The following is a 16,444-nucleotide window of genomic DNA, read 5'->3' as shown; positions in this document are numbered from 1 at the left end:
GGGTAATTCACGGAAGTGGGGAATGCGTTCCGGTTCCGTTGCCACAGGCGCGGCCTCCGCCGTCACCTCGGTAGCCGAAACCGATGGGGCAGGCTCATCCCGGGGCCGGCTTTTGTCCGTTCCAGGCTCCGTCGCCCCCGCCGCGATGGCCGCCGCCTGATCGGCCCTGTCCAGCACAGCTTCGGCAGGGGTAGGCACTGTGCGCTGGGCCGCGGTGTTATCCGTCCGCACCGGCGCTGCGGCCGCCGGCTCGGGCACGGCCTCGGCTACAATCACCTCTCGGGGTGTTGCCGGCTGGGGCAGACTGACCGGCGGTTCAGCCACGGGAGCCGGGGCGCTGTCCGCTGCAACGGCAACGGGTTCGGCGGGTAATGCGGGTTCCTGTGGCGCAGCCTGCGTTTCACTTGCGGCGACGGCCGAGTCCGCTGGCGGGGAAGGCGGCTGGCCAGACAACGACTGTTCATTCACTGCCGCAGGCGCTGGTGGCGGGGAAAGCGGCTGGCTAGACGATGGCTGCTGAGTCACTGCAGCTGGGGCTGCCGGCTCGATATCCGACAACTCGGGGCGTATCGGCAGCTGGTCACGCTGCCCGGCATACCACCACCCGGCCCCGGCGGCCAACAGTACCAGCAACAACGGCACCCAGATCCGACGGCCGGGTCCCCGGCCCCCATTGGCAGACTCGGGGGCGGCATGTGCCGTCATAATATCCGGCACCCGTTGTTCATCCCGGCTGCGCTGTGATTCCTTGAGGGCTTCCAAGATATAGGACATGGCGTAGTTATTCCTTGACCGGGCCAGTAAGCCGCGGCGACCCGGCATGGGCTGCGTTATTGAGAGCGATAATGGTCAGTGGTCCCACCACGCCGTCGGGAATCAGGCCGTGGCTGCGCTGAAACAGTTTGACGCGCTGCTCAAGTTGTTCGCTGAAATCCCGGGAAGGCTGATCCGCATCGATTGTCTCACCCAATTGTTGCAACAACCAGACAACCGCATTGCCGGAGCTGCCTTTCACCAGAGGCCGCACATAGCCCGGCGGCAAGTTCCAGAGCACCAGGTACTCGCCGTACCACCACCGGGACAGCGCCGCGGCGGGAATACGTTTCAATTCGCCACCCAGAACCAGGCTGACATCGGTATCCATCACCCCGATCAACGCCGCCGGGTAGGATCGCCCCTCACTGTCGTAGAGGGTCAGCAGGGCCGGTCTGTCCAAGTTCAGCAACATGGCCAGGCTCCCCTGGCCATTCGCACAGCCCAGCTGCCTGGCGGCGGCATAGCGGCAGGGTTCTGTCCCGGGTTGCGGCGCGTATTCAATGTTCCAGCGGCGAAACATTGCAGCAAATGCCGTATCGCTCAGAACCGTTGCGGACAAATGGGCGGGAAACGGGAGGTCCAGGGCGGGCACCTCCACCGCGGCCCCCTCAAACGTCGGGGTTCTAGCTACCTGCGGGAACTCCGCCGACACCTCGGTGAGCGGTGGATCCGCTTCCGCGCCGGAATCCTGAACAGCCGCTGTGACCACTTCCGCCGGGGCTTCATCAGGGGTTGCAGGGGGGGCGTTCGGCGTGCCTGGGTCATCTCCGGCAATGTCGCGCGCGTTTTGCATCGCTGCTGGTGCCGAGACAGGGCGTGACGGGGCAACGGCTTGATCAGCGGACTGCACCGGCACCACCCATGAGAGCTGCTGGCGACCGGGGATCAACTCCCGGGAATAATACGCGGCGGCAAAAGCCAGGGCCGCCAGCAACACCGCAGCGGAAGCCCAAATCCATTGAGGTGACCGGGATGACTTGATTCTCGCCTGTCGGCCCAGCACCTCGGCGGCGGCATCCTCCAGCACGGGCCGCTCGACCCGGTGAGCCTTGGACGTATAGGTACCCAACAGGGCGCGGTCGCAGATGATATTGATCAGTCGCGGCACACCGCCGGTGTACTTCCACAACTGGTTGAGACTTTCCCGGCTGAACAGTTCCCGCGGGGCTCCCGCCACTTTCAGCCGGTGGCGGACATAGGCCGCCACCTCCGGTTTGGTCAACGGACCCAGGTGATAGCGAGCGGTGATCCGCTGGGCCATCTGCTGCATTTCCGGCAGCGCAATCTTGTCCCGCAGTTCCGGCTGCCCCACCAGCATGATCTGCAAGAGTTTTTTCTCTCGAGTCTCCAGATTGGTCAACAGCCGCAGGTGTTCGATCAGCTCGGTACTGAGATTTTGCGCCTCATCCACCATCAACACCGTGTTGCGCCCCTTGCCGTGAGCCTCCAGCAGGTAGCGATGGATCAGGTCAATGTAGTGCTTGAGGCTGGTGTCATCCTCTGAATAATGAATACCCAATTCATCACAGATGGTGGCGAGAAACTCCCAGGGTTCCAGCTTGGGGTTGAGAATGTAGGCGACATCGCTGTTGTCGGGCAACTGCTCCAGCAGGCACTGGCAGACGGTGGTTTTGCCCGCACCGATTTCCCCGGTCAGCAAGACGAAGCCACCATTGCTGCTAACACCGTAGAGCAGATGGGCCAGCGCCTCCCGGTGATTCTGGGTCAGGTACAGATAGCGCGGATCCGGGGAAATGGAAAACGGCGCTTCCTGAAGTTCAAAATAGGCTTCGTAGTACATGGCTATATCCTTGAACCCCAAGTCTAGCCCGTTGCAGGAAGGGCGCATAGTCGCCCGGGTCTATCCGGCAGACAATTATCATTGTCTCGGGAATCCGACCGGTGCAAGCGGGGAAGCAAAGGGGCTCGTCAACGGGCTAACCAGCGGACAAACCCTGCGGACAAGCCATCGATCCCCCCCGGGTAATGGGCATTGATATAGTCGGCCACATCAGGGGTTTCACACTTATGGGCGGCCAGGTAACTGAAAAACAGCCGCGAGAAAGCGCGGTTTTCAGGCTGCAACAAATAGGTCGTCAGTAATTGGGAAAACGGATAGTAGATGATTCGCTCCCTCGGTCCCCAGGGAAGATTCTCGCTGAACAGTATCTGTCGAACGCTCACCCGGTCCAGCAGTGGCAGGCCCACCTGTCGCTTGATCAGCCGCAGTCGCTCTGTTGCGCTAGCGGGACGCTGTTCATCCCTGTCCAGGGACTCCATATACGTGGCCAGCCCCTCATTCAACCACCGCGGCATCTGGCCAAACAGCTGGTTATTGATGACATGCACCACCTCGTGAACCATCACCTTGAGGGTCTGTTCATCATTATCCTGATAAAGGATCTGCGCCCGGTTGCCGGAAACAATATAAAAGCCGGGTACATCTTCTGCCCCAGCGCCAACATATTGGCTTCTAATCGCTTCATAACCTGCCTTGTTCCTGTGCACCACCAGGTTCACCCTTGCCCGGCTCAAGAAGCGCTCGTCCAGCAGGGCGCGGTAATACTCGTAAATCCAGACAGCTTTAGCGGCGATTGCCGTTCTGAAGTTGGTCGGCAATACCCCGTAGTCGGATTCGATGCTTAAAAAGAAATATTCCTTGGTATCGGGAAAGCGTGTCACCACTTCCAGGCCCTCGGGAGGCCCCTCACCATGATAGTCCTCATAGTGGGTAATGCCCTGTTCATCGGTCCATTTGACAATGCCGCCCGAGGGTATTTCACGGAGCGGTTTCTCTGCAAACCCGTCACAACCCAGGCGGGTTTGCGCTGAGCCACCTGGCAATGCAATCGACGGTTCGGACCAATCATCTGGAGGAGAAAGATGATCAGCCACACCGGTTTTTCCATCGTTCTGAATTGGGGACGATACGACCTCGGCGCCGGGCTCGGTACTGGATTCGGGGGCAATACCTGACGCCACCCCGGCCCGCTGCTCCGCGGCCAGGAATAATACCGCGCCGAGGGACAGAAGTACGCCAGTACAAACTGCCAGAAACGGGGAACAAACCCTGTCATAACCAAATAGTTTCATAAGGTTCATATGCCCAGGCCGCAGAACAAATGCCGCCTCATCACACCCTCAACTACCGCCGTAGCAAGGATTCCTGCACCAACCAGTCGAAACCGGCTGCTTTAAATTTAGCAGCACTGCCGACAAATCACAGGACAGATCAACTTGGCCTATGCTAATAATCAACCGCTTTGATCAGGTTCAGCCATGAAGTCATCGCGCTACAGCTCACTAGCCCTGGCCGCAGCAGTATGCGTTCTACTAAGCAATTGCCAGCAACTGCCCGAGAAAAGACCTGAAGCTCCCCACAAACTGGCCCCCTGGCATCTGGGAGAGATCATTCAGACCTTCAAGGTCTGGTCCACTTCCGACTCAGGGTTGGGATCACTCAGGGAAGCCATCGACCTGGCAAATACCTCACCCGGAACTGATCAGATCATTTTTGAACAGGATGATGGCCTCTATAACGAGCCCCAGACCATTTACCTGGACAGCCCGCTTCCCGAGATCACGGATAACCTGTTAATCGATGGCTTTATCAAAGAGATGCTCTGGAAGGCGAGCGGCATTGCTCTCGATGGTCAGAACCGACATCAGATTCTGCTGGTTTCCCCCCGGACAAAATTAAAGGTAAAACACCTGACGCTACAAAATGGCCGGTCAAGAAATGGGGCCGCCATTCAAAATAAAGGTGAGCTGGTGGTTGAAAGCTCAACCTTTAATGACAATGGCGGGACAGAAAATGGTGGCGCTATTTATTCGGATGGTCCCAGAGCCATTATCTATAACAGCACTTTCTATGAAAATTTCGCGAAAGATGCGGGTGGCGCCCTGTACTTTGCCAGTGGAACCAATCGACTGGTCAACACCACCTTCACTCTGAATAAAGCGGAACGTGGTGGTGCTGTTTTCAACCAAGCGGCTCTCGAGCTCGTCAATTCCATTCTTGCCAATAGTTCACCTGGCGAGGATTGCCATTCCGAGGGAACAGTTACAGCCAACATTCAAAATACCATCGAATCCAACACGGGCTGTGGCCAGCCGTATTCCTCGAAGGACCCCAGGCTTGCCAAGCCGGGCTATTACAACGGTCCGGTGAAATCGATTCCCATCAGCACCGCTTCCGCTGAATTCAACTGGGGTGATAACGAGGCTGCCGTGGATGAAAATGGCAAGCCATTGGTTTGGGATCAGCGGGGCAATGGCGACCCCAGATATGCGTGCGGCATCACCGACATCGGAGCATTTGAAATCCAGCCCGCGGTCAACATGGAGATCGACACCCTGTCCGACCAGGACATCAGGGGTTGTACGTCCGCCAAAAACGACTGTTCACTGAAGGGCGCGATCGCACTCACCAATTACAGCCCGAGATATTCAAAAATCACCTTTGACAAGGCGGTGTTCAGCACCCCCACCACCCTGTACCTGGACGACTCGGTAGCGGTCAGCAAAAATCTCTTGCTGGATGCATCCACTGTGGCGACGGTCACGCTGCAATCCGACCACCCTTCACTCAAAACCGTAGGCGACAGCGTGCAGGTGGAAACCATCAATATCCGGTTTTCAAAATAGTGTCGCCAGCAGATTGCGATTCCGATCAATCCTGCACAGAGATTCCCCCGGCTAAAGCCGGGGCTATATTTGATACGGCCCTCAACGGGCCGAAGCAAATCTCAAAACTTCGCCATGAAATTTGCATATAAAAAAGGCCACGGATCTCGGTGGCCCTTTTAATTACTTTTTGAGACGGTTACTTAAACGCGGAGAGGTCCACGCCCTGCAATTTGGACTTGTACTCTTCGGTCACCTGGCGCGCCTCCTGCGGGTTGGCAACCGCGCTGGGGCTGATCATCACCACCAGCTCGGTTTTACTCTTGCTGGTCTTCTTGCCGCTGAACAGGAAGCCCGCGATGGGGATGTCTTTCAGGAACGGAATACCGCCATCTGACTTCTCCTTGTCCTCGCGAATCAGTCCGCCCAACACGATGGTTTCACCGCTCTGCACCGCCACGCTGGTGGTAATTTCCCGTTGCAGGATGGTGGGCGAATCAATTGTCGATGAGGTGGTTGTAGAGACATCGTCCACCCGCTGGGTAATATCCAGCATCACCATGCCACCGGCATTTACCCGGGGTGTTACTTCCAGGGTCACACCGGTATCCCGGTACTGGATCTGGCTGGTGATATTGGAGCGAAACTCATCATCGACAACCTCACCACTGCTGACATTCGAGGTTTCAGACGTGCGTATCGGCACCTGGTCACCCACGCGAATGGTGGCGGTCTGGTTATCCAGCACCATCAGCGAGGGGGATGACAGCACGTCCAGGCGGCTATCGCCGGCAATGGCATTGAGCAAGGCCCGGGTGCCCGAGGCATCGAAAATGGCATAGGTGAAGTTGGCCGGGTCTTGCAATGCGCCGGTGAGGGAAGGAATACCCGGAAGTCCGCCATCATTGGGAATATTCAAACCGCCAATGCCGTCATATTTGCCATGGCTGCTCTTCAGGAACCACTGCAATCCGTACTCCAAATTGTGGTCTAGGGTCACCTCCACAATGGACGCCTCCACCAACACCTGCATCGGCAACACATCCAGCTTTTGCATGGCCTTTTCAACTTCGGCGTAATCCGTCGGTGTCGCCAGTACCAGCAGGGCATTGTTTTCCGCATCGGGGATAATGGTGACATCCCCCACATCAATGCTGGAGACCTGTTCATTGGCCCGGGACGGCACCGAGGGTTCTTCGCCTTCGGCGGGCGGCAGTGTCGGGGGAGCAGCAGGTTTACGCTGCGCCATGGCCACGGCACTGCGGCGCTTGCCTTCAAACAACTGGGTCAACAGATCTGCCAGATTTTCCGCCTTGCCATTCTGCACGTAATAGACATACATGTTCATGCCGTGGGGATTTTCCGCCTGGTCGAGGCGACGCACCCAGGTATCCACATCTTCCAGGTATTTTTTCTGGGGAGAAATGACCAGCAATGCATTCAGCCGCTCCATGACGGTAAACTTTACCAGGCCCGCCAGCGGACCGCTCGCCTGGTCACCAAAGATGGTTTCGAGCTCGGCGAGCATGGTGGCTGCATCAACATTTTGCATCCGGAATAAACCCACCGACATGCCCTTGAGCTGATCGACATCGAAAATGGCAATGGTTTCACGGAGGTTAAAGAGTTCACCATAGTTGCCGGCCAGCATCAGCAGATTGCGGGCCTCATCGGCCTGCACCAACGCCTTGCCTGATTTAACCGGCTCCAGAATACGCGCCATCTCCTTGGCACCGATATATTGCAATGGTACCACCAGCATTTGGTAGCCGCGGTCGGCGCTCAGTCTTACCGAGGGCGTGAGGCCGGAAATCGCCCCTTCGTCGATGGGCACAATCTCGTAAAAGTCCTGGCTCTTGACGATCGCCGCACCGTTCATGCGCAGCAGGTTGTCCAGCACCGGGATCAGGGCATCCTGGGCTACCGGCCGCGCGGTGCGCATGGAGACCGTACCGCTTACCGCATCGTTGATAGCATAATTGACGCCGAGGATATCCCCGAGAATGGTCTTGACCACCTCGGCGATGGGCGAGTTCTGGAAATTGAGTGTCACCTCGCCCTCGGAGTCACCCTGGCTGCCCCCTCTGGCAGAATTAATAAAACCGCCCGTCCCCCTGTAAACTTCCTTGAGGGGAATTTCCTGCTTTTCCTTTAACGAGGTTATCGGGCCGGACACCTCTCCCGAGTCCGGTTTTTCCAGCGCGGCCTTGGGGGCAGATATTACCGGGGGAGCTGCTGTGGTTTGAGGGGACTGTGTCGTCGAGCAGGAGGTAGTAAAAATAGACAATAATCCCACAGCCAAGCACTTGCCAAAGACGTATCTCATTGCCTTGCTTCCTTATTTACGTTTTTTTTGCAGCCATTCCGGGGCTTCCCGGTGAGTAATGGACTGTTAATCAGTTTCCTCTTCCTCCGCATCCTTCCGAGGGTTCTGGTTCAAGGTTTTTTCCTGCTGCCCGGTCTCGCGAAGATAGAACTCTTCGGTTTCATCGCCATCCGAGAGCGTTACCTGCTCGGGGGTAATCGCTTCCAGCTTCCACTTTTCCAAGTACATACCCTTTTCCAAGCGCAGCCGCTGGTCGCCGCTTACATCACTGAATATAGCGTAGGTCGTGTGTCCGGTATTGACAACTCCTGTCAGCAGCCACTTCGACGGCAGGCCCTCTTCGCTGACGGGCTGCTCTGTCACTTTGGGGCGGCGATTCCAGCTGAAGAGTGATCGGTCCACGGACTCCTCAAATGCCTCACGGGCGGCCATCGGCACAATCGCGGTGGGCGCAATGCCGTAGTCAAGCTTCGGGGCTTCCGTTGTACCGGAGAAGCGCATGACCATTCCCAGCCAGGCGATTTCCAACACCAGGGCCACCGATAACACCAACATACAGCTCTTCAGCAAGCGAACCAGAGGACTAGTGGTTTGAGCCAAAGCCATGTTATTTCGCCTCCCCTGCCAGATAACCGACAACATCCATGCGAATATCGAGACTGTTCAGATTAGGTCGTACCGCCGTCCTGCTGATCCGGGTGTTCCTCACCCGGGAGGAGCGGATGCGGGTGGACGAACTGGTCACCGACAGTTCATCGATAAAAATAACTGGCCGCGCGCTCTCCAGTTCGTACAGCAAATCCACCAGGTTTTGCACCTCCCCGCTGACCTGCAAACGCAAACCAATCGGCGTGGCGGAGGGCACCGGATCCGCTTCATAATCCTGACTGCTGACCAACTGGCCACCACTGCGTTTGACCGCCTCGTTGATGAATTCCCGCAGGTTGGCGGAAGCGATGGATTGCCTGTTGCCACTGAGAAACAAATCTCCGTCACTGCCCAGCTCCTCAATACGCTTCAGTTCACCATTGATCTTATCCTCATTGGCGACCAGGTATTCAAAGCGGCGCAATTGATCAGCCAGGCTGGCCACCTCGGCGCTTTTCTCGGCGTAAATTCTGCCCAGCGGCAACAACAGGTAAAACAGCACAAACAGCACCAGTACGATCAATAGGGAGACGGCGACAAAGCGGCTAGTCGCGGGTGACAACGGGTTCACTGGGCCACTCCCGCCAATTCCATTTTGATTTCATAGCGCTCCATATTGGTGGCAGGATTCACCGTAATAGGCGATACAAACTGTACATTCTGGAACCGTTCAGACTGTTCGAGCAATGCGATCAGATCGGACGCCTTGCTGGATTCCCCCTGTAAATTGACACCGCCGTCATCGGCCCGGAGGCGGGAAACCCAGGTATTGTCGGGCATGATCCGGGTCACTTCCTGCACAATAACCAATTGTGATGGCATGTGGTTTTTGCGCAACACCAACGTGTCCTGGGCAGCCAGGCGCGAGGCCAGCAAGGTCTGTTTACTGCCCACCACCATCGCCGGCCCGCTAATATCCGCCACCTGCTGTTCCAGACTGTCTAGCTGCCGATTGAGTTGGTAGAGGGGATACAGCGCGATCGCCGCCAACAGCGCCAACACCACCGCACCCAACTGTTTGGCGCGATTGTTCCAGAGGGGTTCCACCGCCGGGCGCATGAGTTCCGGCAGCAAATTCAGGGTGGCTGCCAGTGGTTTGCGGGGCAGTTGCGGATACACCGCATCGGGGGACAGCCCCAGCTTATCCAGTCGGGACAACAACAGGTCGAGCGCCCTGCGGGGCAGGGCAAACAGCTGCACCTTGATTTTTTCCCGCTCGGGAAAACGCCCGGCGGGCAAGTAGCCAAACTCCACCTGTTCGCGGTGAAACGGCGTCAACCGGTCGATTTCAAAATTGAGTACATTACCGAGGTTAGCCTCGGTCGCGAGAGGCAGAAACTGGTCGCGGATCAGCATCTGCTCGGGAGACAGATACAGCTCAACAGTCAATCTGTCGGGAAGATTAGCCAGGGCACTCTGTCGGAACGCCAACAGCTCCTGATCAGAGCAGGCCAGTAAATCGAGCACCCCCAATAATTGTTCGGATTTGTCGCTGTGTAACTGAAAGCGGGCAATATTTTGCTCGATCAAAATGGCAAGGGTGGCCGGTTGTCGCGCGAAAAACCGGCCAACCGAGCCGGGAACCATCTGGCGCAGCTCGCCCAGCCACCAGCCCCAGAATTGTTTGACCCGGTCCGTTCCCAGTTGTTGCGGTTTTAATGCCATGGCTAAATCGGGTTCCAGAATAGTCCTGAGCTCAGAGTAGCACGGTGCCGGGTGGACTCAAGCGGGCAACCAAAAAACCTGGCTGTGCCCGAGAATAACTGCACCCGGCTTTCTTTTATTAATAGCATGTCTCTGCCCTAGTGATCATGGGCCGCCGCAGGGGAAATCACCTCATTACTGTTGCGCTCGATAAAAGGGTGCCAATCAATGGTTTCAATCGACATGCGATTGCGCCCACGGCGCAGCCGGATCGTGGTACTGATGCCCGATTGCTGACCGGCCTCTGTCACCCCGACCGCCGTCATCGCGTAGGTCACGCCCCGGGTGCGCGACAGGAATTGCCGGTCAACGGCCGGCGGTGCAGGCATCGACAACTTGTCGCGATGATTCGCCCGGCGCATCTGGATATAACTTTCCAGGGTCATGGGCGAGTTGTCGGAAACGGCCATCAGCACCTGCAGTGCGGCCACCTCGGGATTGATTCCCTGGTGCCGGGAGTAGATGGTGATGTAAGGCACTACCGCACGATAAATTTCGGGGGTCATCCCCAGTACCTGCTGCAACTCCTCCACACTGGTGAAGGGGGCATCCTTGGCGCCGGCAGGACGACCTGCGGCAATATAATCATCATCTTCAGCGCCATTCAGGCGGGTTAAATCATCCTCATCCCGAAAATCTGCAATGGCATCGGCCAGGGCATCGGCAATAGCTTGATCGACATCGAGACTGTAAAACAGCCTCGCCAACAGCGGTTCACGGGCAGCATTGATATCCACCTTGCCATTTTCATCGCTGACCGTGACATTCGCATGACCTCCGGGCAAATCCAGTTCGATGGTTTCACCATCCGCCAGCAAGCGATCCGCGGGGTCTCTCGACAGCAGGTTCATGGTCACCAGCTGGACGCCCCCCTCGGCCAGATAGCGCGCCTGGGTACCGCCCACCAGCGAGATCATGGCCTGGGTGGACTGACGGCTGGAGTAGGACAAGCCCATGGCCAGTACCGACAGCAAAACGATCAGCCACAGCACCGACACCAGCGCGAAGCCAGGCTGCCTCGGTGCGAAAAACCCGGTGGCGCCGGTCATTAAAGCTGCTCCCCGGCATAGAGTTGCTGACTGGCAAACCGCGGTGCTATCGCCATTTCCGGCAATTCAAATTCGCTGCCGTCGGCATCCACCTCGGTCAACCTCAGCTGCACCACCAGGGGTGCCTGGGTACTGTTTTCCCATTCTTCCTCCCAGCCTTCCACACCCTGGCTGTCGCGACTGTAATAGGCCAAATCGCCGAGCCGTAAGTCATCCGCAATCACCAGGCGGGAAACCGTCAGGTCCAGTGGTTCCCGATCATCCCGTTGTTGGGGATCATCATAGTAAGGCGCGCCCTCCTCATCGAGGTAGATCATCTCACCCGCCAGGTAGGGCAGGTAATCCATCACCAGTTGGTAGTGTTGAGTCTCTTCGTTCCAGACCGTTTTCAGGGTCCACCAGTAGAGCGTGCCGTCGTTTCTGAAGGAGGGATAGGGCGCGACAAAATGTAATGACTCGCCGTCCCCCATGAAAGAGCTGATCAGTTCACCGCTTTCCAAGCGCACCCTGAAAAAGCGCATATTGCCAAGCTGCTTGCGCAACAGGTTGGCCACCAGCAGGCGGTGCTCGGCGATATCCTGCTTGGCAGTCACCTTGTCCCAGGTCTGGGTGGATACCCGCAGGGCGCCGATCATCAGTACCGCAATCAGCGACACCAGCAACAGTGCCACCTGCAATTCCACCAGGGTAAACCCCGGTGCGCTGTCAGGGCGCGACGCCATCAGGGCGCCACCCCGAGCCGGACAGTGGACAGTTCCAGCTGCCGCTTGCGATAGCCGCCCCAACTGACCGTTACCTGATAGTGGTAGGCGCGATAGATATTTTCCGGATCGGTAAAACCGCTGTTGTTGAACAGCGGATTGTCCATCGCGGGCTGGTATTCGCTGACCTGGCTGTTCCAGCGGAACAGATCGCCCGCTTTGCCGGTATCCATCCCGATCGGGTTATCCTGGGCCACCAGCAGCGCCATACGGGTTTCGGCAATGGACAGTGCCTGGGCATAATCATCGGTCACCCGGGCTGCCGTGGTGACAGCAGACATGATCTGCAAAATCACCGTGACGCAGATACCCAACACCGCCAGCGCCACGATCACCTCGAGGAGGGAGAAACCACACTGGCGGCGCTCAGGGCTCAACAATGGACACCTCTCCGGTCAACCAGTTGACCTCCAGCTGCCAACTGCCCTGCTCCGTCGTCAGGGTCAGGGTGCCGCCATTGGAACCACCGTCGGGGTAAAAAAAAATGCCCGGCTCGACAAACGCGAGATCCTTGGCCTGGGGCCTTACCAGCAGCTGCATCCCAGCCGGCAACAGTACCTCCTTGCCTTCGGGAACAAGGCGGTAACCGGCTTCCCCCGCTGGTGCGGCGATACCCAGCGACACACTGTCAGCCACCGCCCGAGCGCGGGTCTGCCGCATCAACGCCACCAGTTTGCGCGCTTCCGCTTTCAGCTCGGCACTTTCACTGCCCGCCGAAAAGCGGGTGGCGGCAACCCCAACCATCAGGGACACCAAGAACAGCACCACCAACGATTCCAGCAGTGTAAAACCTCGACCGGAACGGCGTTCAGTCAGCACGGACGACCCTCTGCTCGAGTGGGAATCAAGCCGGCCAATTACTCCCAACTGGCCACATCGGAGTTGTCGCCCTCACCCCCTTCCCGACCATCGGCGCCCAGGGAATAGAGATCGTAGTCACCGTGGTCACCGGGAGCGCGGTAAACATAGTCGTTGCCCCAGGGGTCCTGGCGGATCAGCTTTTTCTTCAGGTAGGGACCATTCCAGAAGCGGGCATTGGCGGGTTTGCTGATCAGCGCTTCCAATCCCTCCTGGCTGCTGGGATAGCGCCCCACCTCGAGTTTGAACAGGTCCAGTGCGGTGCCAAATTCCTGAATTTGCAGGGCGGCCGCCTTGCTTTTGGAGCTGTCCACCTGTTTCAGTACCTGGGGACCCACCAGACTGGCCAACAAGCCGAGGATCACCAGCACCACCAGTAATTCCAGCAAGGTAAAACCACGATTTTGACGATACATTGAAACTCCCCCGGTTTTGTTTTGGTTACACAGGTAATTCATTAATACTGAGAATAGCCACCAGAATCGACATAATAATGCCGCCAATCACCAATCCCAGCCCGATAATCAGCAGCGGCTCGAGGATGGACAGCATGCGCTGGGTAGCCGTAGCCACTTCCCCCTCATAAATGTCCGCCACCTTGATCAACATTCTGTCCAGCTTGCCCGTCTCCTCGCCCACCTGGATCATCTGCAGGGCAAACTCCGGGAATACCCCGGTCGCCAGCAGCGGTGCGGCCAATCCGGACCCCTCCTGCAGACTGGCGGCCACCTCCTGCAGGCAACTGGACATCACTCGGTTCTGCAGGCTGTCACGGGCAATATTGAGTGCCGTCAGCAGCGGCACCCCTCCCTTTAAAAGCGTGCCGAGACTGCGGCTGAGGCGGGCCATCTCGACTTTTTTTACCAAGTCGCCCAGCAGGGCCATGGACAGAATCCGGCCATCCCAGCGCAACCGCCAGACCGGGTCGCGGCTGCGGTTTTTCAGGTAGAGCACCAGGATCACCAGCCCGGCAATGACAAACAGCCCGTAGTCCCGCGCCGCATTGGCCGCCCCCAGCACAAAGGCGGTACTGGCCGGCAGGGCCGCATTCATATCCTCAAACAGTTTGGAAAATTCCGGCAGCACGTAGGTGACGATGATCGCCAGCGACAACAGGGTGACACTGACCAGAATGACCGGATAAATCATCGCCGACAGCAACTGGCTTTTCAGCGCCTGGGATTTTTCCAGGTAGCGAGACAGGTCCTCCAGGCTTTCTGCCAGGTTGCCGGAAATCTCCGCGGAACGAATGAAGTTGATATAGAAACTGGAAAAATGTTTGGGGTGGGATTGCAGCGCCCTGGAGAGCGGATCACCACCCCGCACCCCGGACTGAACATCTTCCACCAGCTCCACCATCACCGGCATGGACGCGACCTGGCGGATAATATCCAGTGCCCGATCCAACGGCAGTCCCGCCGCCACCAGAATCGACAACTGCCGGGTGAAATCGGCAACCTCAGCGGTGCCCAGGCGGTTTTTGCGAAAACGGCGGGCTCCCGGTTTGATCGCGACAGCCGAACCGGCCTGTTCGGCACTGATGGGAATCAACCCCATGGCCTGCAACCGGGCGATCACCTCCTGTTGTGACCCCGCCGCCAAACTGCCGGTTTTGACTTCGCCCTGGTTGTTGACCGCCCTGTACTGAAATACCGGCAAGGTCAGGCCTCCTGCGTCACACGCACCACTTCCTCAATGGTGGTGATGCCCTGCAGGGCCTTCAGGCAGCCGTCCTCAAACATGCTATGCATGCCCGCCTCCCGGGCAGCCTGTTCAATCTTGCCGGAACCGGCATGCTGCAACACCAGTTCACGTATTTTGTCCGACATGGGCAACATCTCGATAATGCCCACCCTGCCCCGGTAACCGGTGCCACCGCAGGCCTCACACCCGATGGAACGGTACAGCCGAATCTCCCCTTGCTGCAACTTGTCGAAACCGAACTCGCGAATCACCCCCTCACTGGGGGTATAGGACTCCCGGCAGTGTTCACAGAGCACCCGCACCAGGCGCTGGGCGAGCACGGTGTTGAGGGTGGAATTGAGCAAGTAATCCTCAACCCCCATTTCCAGCAACCGGGTGATGCTGCTGGCGGCGTCGTTGGTATGCAACGTCGACAACACCAGGTGGCCGGTGAGGGACGACTGGATACAGATGCGCGCCGTTTCCAGATCGCGCATCTCCCCCACCATGATCACATCCGGGTCCTGACGAACGATGGAGCGCAGTGCGCTGGCAAAGCTCAGGCCAATGGAAGGATTCACCTGGATCTGGTTGATGCCCTCCAGGTTGTACTCCACCGGATCTTCCACCGTAATCACCTTGCGCTCCTCGGTATTGAGGCTGTGCAGGGCAGTGTAGAGGGTGGTGGTCTTGCCGCTGCCGGTGGGTCCGGTGACGATGATCATACCGTGGGGCATATCCAGGGACTGCTTGAGGCGCTGACGCAGGGTATCGCTGAAGCCGAGGCTGGGGAAGTCCAGCGCCACGTTTTCACGGTGCAACAATCGCATCACCACGCTTTCACCGTACATGGTGGGGATGGTGGACACGCGGATATCCAGATCCTGTCCCTGCACCCGCAGGTTGATGCGACCGTCCTGGGGCAAACGTCGCTCGGCGATATCCAGGTTGGCCATAATCTTGACCCGCGAAATCACCGCCGGCCCCATCTGCTGGGAGGGCGAGGCCTCATCGCGCAACACACCGTCGATGCGATAGCGCACTTTCAGCTGGTTCTCGAAGGGCTCAATATGAATATCCGAGGCGCGGGCATCCACTGAGCGCTGAATCAGCTGGTTCACCAACCGTATCACGGGCGCCTCACTGGCCATGTCCCGCAGCTGTTCCACATCATGTTCGGTGAACACGTCCTGTTCCGGGGTATCCCTGCCGCCATCCTTGCCCTGCCCGTTGAGATAAAGACGGGCAATGGCTTTCTGCAGATCAGAGCCCACCGCCACACAGGGTTGCACCTGCAAACCCGACGCCATACTGATGGCGCGGATCGCGTAGTCGTCGGTGGGGTCGGCCATGGCCAGCTCGAGCTGTTGTTCGTCGAGGCTCACCGGCAGTACCTGCTGCTCTTTCAGGAAACGGCCGGACAACTGCTCCTTCAACAGCGGCTCACCGGGAAGTTGGGTATTTTTCAGCAGGCGCAGTCCGGACACACTGGCCACCGCTTCCGCCATGGCCCGCTCGGAAACCATGCCGAGGCGCACCAGTAGCGCCACCAGCGATTCCAGCTCCAACTGCTCGCCCTTGACCCGCCTGGCGCGGGCAAAATCCATTTCCTTGACCGCGTTGGCGGCCAACAACTGCGCCTTCAGCCGGGCTTCGAACTGGCTCGATTCCCCGTTGTTCCCCTCGGCGAGGGGCGCCTGCACATCTTCCATAGCCACCGCTTCCGCAATAAAACTGCCGCCATAAACCTTCTGCAATAAAAAAGGTGCCCTGCACTCATACTAGCAAATTATGGCACCGGCATGACGGCGTCTATGCTTCACAGCGAAAGCCGTCGATCAGCCAATAAAAAACCCCGCTCGGCGGGGTTTTTGGCATCGCAGCGATCTGAATCAAATCTGTTCGATTTCCACCAGGGTGCCGCAGAAGTCCTTGGGGTGCAGAAACAGCACCGGCTTGCCGTGGGCGCCGAT

Annotated in this window: 14 protein-coding genes and 1 pseudogene; 1 reads left to right on the top strand and 14 read right to left on the bottom strand. The window is 58.1% G+C overall.

Features of this window, described 5'->3' with window-relative positions; all coding sequences use genetic code 11:
• From ABY948_RS05780 to ABY948_RS05770, 3 genes and pseudogenes are all read right to left on the bottom strand, one after another.
• Positions 1–774: pseudogene (locus tag ABY948_RS05780) on the bottom strand (hypothetical protein); the annotation flags it as partial.
• A gap of 7 nt (positions 775–781) precedes the next feature.
• On the bottom strand, positions 782–2,617 hold the full coding sequence (locus tag ABY948_RS05775) for an AAA family ATPase (protein WP_461481567.1): 1,836 nt from the start codon (positions 2,615–2,617) through the stop codon (positions 782–784).
• 128 nt (positions 2,618–2,745) lie between these two features.
• Complete coding sequence (locus ABY948_RS05770) at positions 2,746–3,909, bottom strand: hypothetical protein (protein WP_461481566.1); 1,164 nt, start codon at positions 3,907–3,909, stop codon at positions 2,746–2,748.
• Positions 3,910–4,095: 186 nt separating this feature from the next.
• On the opposite strand from ABY948_RS05770, the gene ABY948_RS05765 reads away from it, so the two are divergent.
• Complete coding sequence (locus ABY948_RS05765; protein ID WP_461481565.1) at positions 4,096–5,463, top strand: right-handed parallel beta-helix repeat-containing protein; 1,368 nt, start codon at positions 4,096–4,098, stop codon at positions 5,461–5,463.
• Between the two features lie 178 nt (positions 5,464–5,641).
• Here ABY948_RS05765 and gspD read toward each other — a convergent pair whose 3' ends face one another.
• From gspD to gspE, 11 genes are all read right to left on the bottom strand, one after another.
• A complete protein-coding gene (gspD, locus tag ABY948_RS05760) occupies positions 5,642–7,618 on the bottom strand; it encodes a type II secretion system secretin GspD (protein ID WP_461481564.1) in 1,977 nt (658 codons plus the stop codon).
• A 216-nt stretch (positions 7,619–7,834) separates the two neighbouring features.
• Positions 7,835–8,374, bottom strand: a complete 540-nt coding sequence (locus ABY948_RS05755) for a hypothetical protein (RefSeq protein WP_461481563.1) — start codon at positions 8,372–8,374, stop codon at positions 7,835–7,837.
• A 1-nt stretch (position 8,375) separates the two neighbouring features.
• Positions 8,376–8,987, bottom strand: a complete 612-nt coding sequence (gene gspM, locus ABY948_RS05750; protein ID WP_461481562.1) for a type II secretion system protein GspM — start codon at positions 8,985–8,987, stop codon at positions 8,376–8,378.
• Positions 8,984–10,081: a PilN domain-containing protein gene (locus tag ABY948_RS05745; protein WP_461481561.1), complete on the bottom strand. Its 1,098-nt coding sequence runs from the start codon at positions 10,079–10,081 to the stop codon at positions 8,984–8,986. Before ABY948_RS05745 ends, gspM begins: the two co-directional genes overlap by 4 nt.
• 137 nt (positions 10,082–10,218) lie before the next feature.
• A complete protein-coding gene (locus ABY948_RS05740; protein WP_461481560.1) occupies positions 10,219–11,169 on the bottom strand; it encodes a type II secretion system minor pseudopilin in 951 nt (316 codons plus the stop codon).
• Positions 11,169–11,891: a PulJ/GspJ family protein gene (locus ABY948_RS05735; protein WP_461481559.1), complete on the bottom strand. Its 723-nt coding sequence runs from the start codon at positions 11,889–11,891 to the stop codon at positions 11,169–11,171. Before ABY948_RS05735 ends, ABY948_RS05740 begins: the two co-directional genes overlap by 1 nt.
• Complete coding sequence (locus ABY948_RS05730; RefSeq protein ID WP_461481558.1) at positions 11,891–12,307, bottom strand: type IV pilus modification PilV family protein; 417 nt, start codon at positions 12,305–12,307, stop codon at positions 11,891–11,893. The genes ABY948_RS05735 and ABY948_RS05730 overlap by 1 nt, the downstream gene beginning before the upstream one ends.
• Positions 12,297–12,749, bottom strand: a complete 453-nt coding sequence (locus tag ABY948_RS05725; RefSeq protein WP_461481557.1) for a GspH/FimT family pseudopilin — start codon at positions 12,747–12,749, stop codon at positions 12,297–12,299. Before ABY948_RS05725 ends, ABY948_RS05730 begins: the two co-directional genes overlap by 11 nt.
• Before the next feature lie 38 nt (positions 12,750–12,787).
• Positions 12,788–13,204, bottom strand: coding sequence for a type II secretion system major pseudopilin GspG (gene gspG, locus ABY948_RS05720; protein WP_461481556.1), 417 nt, complete (start codon positions 13,202–13,204; stop codon positions 12,788–12,790).
• A gap of 25 nt (positions 13,205–13,229) precedes the next feature.
• Positions 13,230–14,447 carry a type II secretion system F family protein gene (locus ABY948_RS05715; protein WP_461481555.1) on the bottom strand — a complete coding sequence of 406 codons (1,218 nt, stop codon included), beginning with the start codon at positions 14,445–14,447 and terminating at the stop codon, positions 13,230–13,232.
• A gap of 2 nt (positions 14,448–14,449) precedes the next feature.
• Positions 14,450–16,228, bottom strand: a complete 1,779-nt coding sequence (gspE, locus tag ABY948_RS05710) for a type II secretion system ATPase GspE (protein ID WP_461481554.1) — start codon at positions 16,226–16,228, stop codon at positions 14,450–14,452.
• Positions 16,229–16,444 lie beyond the last annotated feature (216 nt).

It is taken from the genome of Porticoccus sp. (assembly GCF_041592135.1).
Taxonomy (GTDB): Bacteria; Pseudomonadota; Gammaproteobacteria; order Pseudomonadales; family Porticoccaceae; genus Porticoccus.
Note: the sequence above shows the minus strand (reverse complement) of the source record. Positions and strands in the feature narration are given on the sequence as shown.

Excerpts from the sequence above, each read along its gene's own strand:
- ABY948_RS05775 (WP_461481567.1), bottom strand. The coding sequence starts at position 2,617 with ATGTACTACGAAGCCTATTTTGAACTTCAGGAAGCGCCGTTTTCCATT.
- ABY948_RS05770 (WP_461481566.1), bottom strand. The coding sequence starts at position 3,909 with ATGAAACTATTTGGTTATGACAGGGTTTGTTCCCCGTTTCTGGCAGTT.
- ABY948_RS05765 (WP_461481565.1), top strand. The coding sequence starts at position 4,096 with ATGAAGTCATCGCGCTACAGCTCACTAGCCCTGGCCGCAGCAGTATGC.
- ABY948_RS05755 (WP_461481563.1), bottom strand. The coding sequence starts at position 8,374 with ATGGCTTTGGCTCAAACCACTAGTCCTCTGGTTCGCTTGCTGAAGAGC.
- ABY948_RS05745 (WP_461481561.1), bottom strand. The coding sequence starts at position 10,081 with ATGGCATTAAAACCGCAACAACTGGGAACGGACCGGGTCAAACAATTC.
- ABY948_RS05740 (WP_461481560.1), bottom strand. The coding sequence starts at position 11,169 with ATGACCGGCGCCACCGGGTTTTTCGCACCGAGGCAGCCTGGCTTCGCG.
- ABY948_RS05735 (WP_461481559.1), bottom strand. The coding sequence starts at position 11,891 with ATGGCGTCGCGCCCTGACAGCGCACCGGGGTTTACCCTGGTGGAATTG.
- gspG (WP_461481556.1), bottom strand. The coding sequence starts at position 13,204 with ATGTATCGTCAAAATCGTGGTTTTACCTTGCTGGAATTACTGGTGGTG.